Annotated in this window: 4 protein-coding genes; all 4 read left to right on the forward strand. The window is 36.9% G+C overall.

Annotated elements, in window-relative coordinates; genetic code table 11:
• Nucleotides 1-133: 133 nt before the first annotated feature.
• The 4 genes from QZ548_RS07765 to QZ548_RS07780 all read left to right on the forward strand — a co-directional run bounded on the left by QZ548_RS07765 (nucleotide 134) and on the right by QZ548_RS07780 (nucleotide 5207).
• Nucleotides 134-937 carry a CpsB/CapC family capsule biosynthesis tyrosine phosphatase gene (locus QZ548_RS07765; protein WP_295869500.1) on the forward strand — a complete coding sequence of 268 codons (804 nt, stop codon included), beginning with the start codon at nucleotides 134-136 and terminating at the stop codon, nucleotides 935-937.
• A gap of 243 nt (nucleotides 938-1180) precedes the next feature.
• Complete coding sequence (nrdD, locus tag QZ548_RS07770; protein ID WP_295869504.1) at nucleotides 1181-3331, forward strand: anaerobic ribonucleoside-triphosphate reductase; 2151 nt, start codon at nucleotides 1181-1183, stop codon at nucleotides 3329-3331.
• Between the two features lie 137 nt (nucleotides 3332-3468).
• Nucleotides 3469-3966, forward strand: coding sequence for an anaerobic ribonucleoside-triphosphate reductase activating protein (gene nrdG / locus QZ548_RS07775; protein WP_295869506.1), 498 nt, complete (start codon nucleotides 3469-3471; stop codon nucleotides 3964-3966).
• A 2-nt stretch (nucleotides 3967-3968) separates the two neighbouring features.
• Nucleotides 3969-5207 carry a chloride channel protein gene (locus QZ548_RS07780; protein ID WP_295869507.1) on the forward strand — a complete coding sequence of 413 codons (1239 nt, stop codon included), beginning with the start codon at nucleotides 3969-3971 and terminating at the stop codon, nucleotides 5205-5207.
• Nucleotides 5208-5309 lie beyond the last annotated feature (102 nt).

The raw sequence follows: 5309 nt of genomic DNA on the forward strand, positions 1-5309 counted from the left end.
TAAAAACCACTATACAAGCTACTTTTACCTTGATATAATCATGAATAGAAAATGAAAAGAAAATGAGAAGAACATGAATTTTATAAAGGGGACGAATTCTGTAAAGGATTATCGTAAGTAGAAGGGAAAGAATATGAATCGCGTGGTTGACTTACATGGTTGCATTTTGCCAGCTGTGTTAGGGCCTCAAGGGCCACAAACAATGGCAGAATCAGTAAAAATGATAAAATCCTTGGCTGAACAAGGAATTACAGATATTTTTAGTACACCTGATGTAACAGTATCTATGGATATGAATACATGGGATGAAATGGAAACAACATTGAATGATGTAAAACTTGCAGTAGGGGAGCAACAAGTGGATGTTACTATTCACAGTGGTGCTCGCGTTTTACTTTGTGATGAAATGGTTGAATATATCGTTGCTCATCGCAATCAGTATCTGTTGGGTAATAGCCATTTTATGTTAGTAGCATTACCTGAAAATAGTAAAGTTCACCATATTAATGCATGGTTGCTAAGCTTACTAGATATGGACATTGTTCCTATTATTAGTGAAGTAGAAACGCATCGCCAATTATTTACAAAGCCAGAACAGTTATTGGAATGGGTAGATAAAGGGATTTTGATTCAATGTAACATGGCATCCTTTAATCATAGTAATGCTAATTATCATAGAGCAATCGAATTATATCGTAATGGATTAATTCATTTCTTTGGTACTGGTTATTGCAATGAAAGTGATGTACAAGCGCATCAAGGGTATGTAGAAGCTATTTCTAAATTAGACAGTACATACAAAAAAGATTTGTTGCCAAATATTCATCTCAATGAGCGCGATCTTTTAGCTGATCGCACATTCTATCCTACTGTTCCTCCTAGTTGGGTAGGTCAAAAATCTAACTTCTTGACTCGTCTATTTGGGTTTACATTATAATTTAAATAGGTTCTTTTATTCATGCTATATTAGCATGGCTGAAAGAGCCTATTTTTACTTTATATAGTATTTGTTCTTGAAAACAACCACCATATATAGTATACTGAGTTAGCGGTAAAAATAGAGAGTTTACTAATAATTCTTTACGTTTTTACATATAAATTTATAAAAGTATGGTATACCATACTTTTTTCTTTGTCATAACATATATTTCAGCGGTAACAAAATGGGGAGGTTGCCAATATGTTGCAGGTCATTAAACGGGATGGTACAAAGGTACCTTTCGACAAAAACAAAATTGCTTTGGCTATAGAAAAAGCCGAGCATAGCAGTACAGGGTTGTACGAAGAGGGGTTGGCACAGCGTATTGCTGATGAAATAGAAGAATATGCTACAAAGCTCCAAAAGGACATGACAATTTATGCTATTGAAGATCAAGTGTACTACAAGTTGATTGAGTATCATAATCCTGCAACGGCACGTGCCTATGAAGGTTACAAAGCTGTTCAAGCTTTTAAACGTCGTCAAAATACTACAGATGATGATGTAATCGGTTTATTAGATCGTAGTAATGTTAGCGTTCTCGATGAAAACTCTAATAAGGATGCTGCAATTGTATCTACACAACGTGATTTAATTGCCGGTGAAGTATCTAAGGATATTGCTCGCCGTAAATTAATCCCTACAGATATTTTAGAGGCCCATGATAGTGGTGCAATCCACTTCCATGATATGGATTACATTATCCAGCCTATGTTTAACTGTTGTTTAATCAATTTGGAAGATATGCTTACAAATGGTACGGTAATCAATGGTAAGAAAATTGATACACCTAAATCCTTCCAAGTTGCATGTACAGTAACAACGCAAATCATTGCTCAAGTTGCATCTGGTCAATATGGTGGTCAAAGCATTAATGGCATTGATCGCATCTTGGCGCCATTTGTACGTAAGTCTTACGAAAAAATTCTTAACAATGTTATTGAAGAACAAGTTGAGATTTACGGTATGGAGCCAAATATGGAAAAGGCTCGTGAAATCGCATGGAAACGTACGCGCAAAGAGGTTAAGGATGGTATTCAAACTATCCAGTATCAAATTAATACATTGATGACTACAAATGGTCAATCTCCATTTGTTACATTGTTTATGTATTTCAAACCTGATTATGAATATGCTAAAGAAGCTGCTCTCATTACAGAAGAGATTTTACGTCAACGTATTAAAGGTGTAAAAAATGAAGCTGATGTATATATTACGCCGGCATTCCCTAAATTGATTTATGTACTTGATGAACATAATGTAACACCTGATAGTCCATATTATTACTTGACTGAGCTGGCTGCACAATGCACTGCTAAACGCATGTACCCAGATTACATCTCTGCTAAGAAGATGAAGGAAAACTATGAAGGTAATGTATTTAGCCCAATGGGATGCCGCTCTTTCTTATCTCCTTGGAAGGATGAAAAGGGGAATTATAAATTTGATGGTCGCTTTAATATGGGCGTTGTAAGTTTGAACTTACCTCAAATTGGTATCTTAGCTCGTGGTAGCGAAGAAAAATTCTTTGAAATTTTAGATAAACGCCTTGAGTTAGCTGAAAAAGCATTACTATTACGTTATAACTTATTGAAGGATGTAGTTAGTGATGTATCTCCAATTCATTGGCAGCATGGTGCTATTGCGCGCCTAAAAAAAGGAGAAAAAATCGGTCGTTTCCTTACTGGTGGTTATGCGACGATTTCTCTTGGCTACATCGGCATTTATGAAGCCACACGATTGATTACTGGTGAGTCTAATACAGGTGAAAAAGGCCGTGTATTTGCTATGAAGATTATGGATCGTTTAAATGACGCTATTAATCTATGGCATGATAAACATAATCTTGGTTTTGGTTTATACGGTACACCTGCTGAAAGCTTAACCAATCGATTCTCTTCATTAGACCGTGCTCGCTTTGGTGTAATTGAAGATATTACTGATAAAGGCTATTACACTAATAGCTATCACGTAAATGTTCGTGAAGAGATTAATGTATTTGATAAATTTGCCTTTGAATCTGAGTTCCAAAAGAAATCTACAGGTGGCTGTATTTCCTATGCGGAAATTCCAAACATGTCTAACAATATTCCAGCTGTTTTGACTATGATTCAATATATTTATGATCATATTTCATATGCTGAGTTCAATACCAAGTCTGACTACTGTCACGAATGTGGTTTTGATGGAGAAATTAAGGTCAATGAAAATAATGAATGGGAATGTCCTCGTTGCCATAATACAAATCGTGATAAATTAACCGTTATTCGTCGTACTTGTGGTTATTTAGGTGAAAACTTCTGGAACGAAGGTCGTACGAAAGAAATCAAAGATCGTGTAATGCACATTTAAAATTATTAGAATTATAGTTACTATAAATACATGGTAAAAGCTGTGCTTAAGGCACAGCTTTTACTGCGTTTGTAAGAAATAGAAATATATCTATATAGTGTTAGTCAAAGTTGATTACCACTACTATGGAGGTAATTATGAGATATGGGCAAATAAGACAATATGATATTGCCAATGGAGAAGGTATTCGTACATCTATATTCGTAACCGGTTGTACACATTGTTGTTATAACTGTTTTAATGAAGAATACCAGGATTTTAATGCCGGTAAGGAGTGGACTCAATCTGAAACTGATTTAGTTGTATCCTATGTGAAAAGTCCAACATGCTCAGGTTTAACCTTGTTAGGTGGGGAACCGTTCCAAAATGTACAAGGTTTATTGCCGGTGGTGCGGGCAGTCCGTGCGGCGGCGCCAGACAAGAAAATTTGGGCCTATTCAGGTTATACAATAGATGATATCTTAGAAGATGAGTTGAGAAGCGCTTTATTACATGAAATTGATATTCTCGTAGACGGTCGCTTTGTAGATGAACTAAAAGATCCAGCATTGCGATTTAGAGGGTCATCTAATCAACGTATTATAGATGTTAAGAAAACATTAGAAACAGGCGAAGTCGTATTAGCAATGGAGTAAGTATGGCATTTGATAAACGTTTAATAGGCCTCATAATTATCGTTGGATTTATAGCGGGATTAGTGGGAGCTTCTTATACACATTTAATGCATAGTATTCAGCATTTTGTATATAATTATTCTTCTGCAGATCATATGAGTTTTGGTGCTGCTGTAGCGCGAGTATCCCCAGTAGAACGATTGATACCACTCATTATTTGTGGTCTCATAGGTGGTGTAGGCTGGTTCCTTATTCACCGATATGGTAAAGGTGTTGTAGATATTAAAACTGCCGTTTCCGGTAAGATGGAGATGAATCCAATAACTACTGTTTTACATGCAACCTTACAAATTATTACGGTAGCTATAGGTTCACCTTTAGGGCGAGAAGTAGCCCCTCGTGAAGCAAGTGCGGGGATTACAACTTTTTTAGTTAAGCACTTTGACATAAAACAAGAAGATCGCCAATTATTGATTGCTTGTGCTGCAGGTGCTGGCTTGGCAGCAGTTTATAATTCACCATTATCGGCGGCAATCTTTACGTTAGAAACCTTGCTCCTTACTTGGAATATACGCGCCATGAGTGCTGCACTTATTTGCTGTGGATTAGCAACTTTTGTAACTCGACAAGCCGGTGTAGGGGATGTCATTCAATATACAATGGCTCAACCTAGCTTGGGCAGTCACTATGTAGAATTCTCTATTGCCTTAGGCGCTATTGTTGCGTTAGGTGTGGTTCTATTTAATATTACTCAAGGTAAGCTACCATCTATTCATCGCAGCAGTCCTGTTATGATTCCCATTTCTATCGTAGCCTTTACACTTATTGGTGCGTTAGCTATGTATTTTCCTGAAATACTTGGGAATGGTAAGGCCGGGAACGAATTAACCTTTACCAATGATATTACATGGACTTATGCATTAGGATTATTTGGTTCTAAGTGGGCAGCAGTATTACTCGCATTAGCAGCAGGTGCGTATGGTGGTCGTATTACTCCATCTATGATGTTGGGCAGTACGTTAGCCATAGTATTTGGTACTTTTTGGTCTATTGCCGTGGCTCCTATATCATTGGGGATGGCTGCCTTTATCGGTGCCGTAGCATTTTTAGGACTTGCACAAAAAATGCCTATGACCTCATGTGTATTTATGCTTGAGCTTTCAAGATTTTCTGTAGAAATGTTGTTCCCTATAGCGTTAACTATGGGTACAGCGCTTATGGTAGAGCAGATTATTCAGTCAAAACTAAAGAGTGATAAATAGTAATCTAAACACATGGATGCTTCCCTGTATTTTACAGGGGGCATCCATTTTGTTATTGTCTTTAGACTGGTTCGCGACGTAGTCGCGAATCATTAAACCACC

Origin of the sequence: uncultured Veillonella sp. (assembly GCF_915069625.1) — a bacterium.
Lineage (GTDB): Bacteria > Bacillota > Negativicutes > Veillonellales > Veillonellaceae > Veillonella.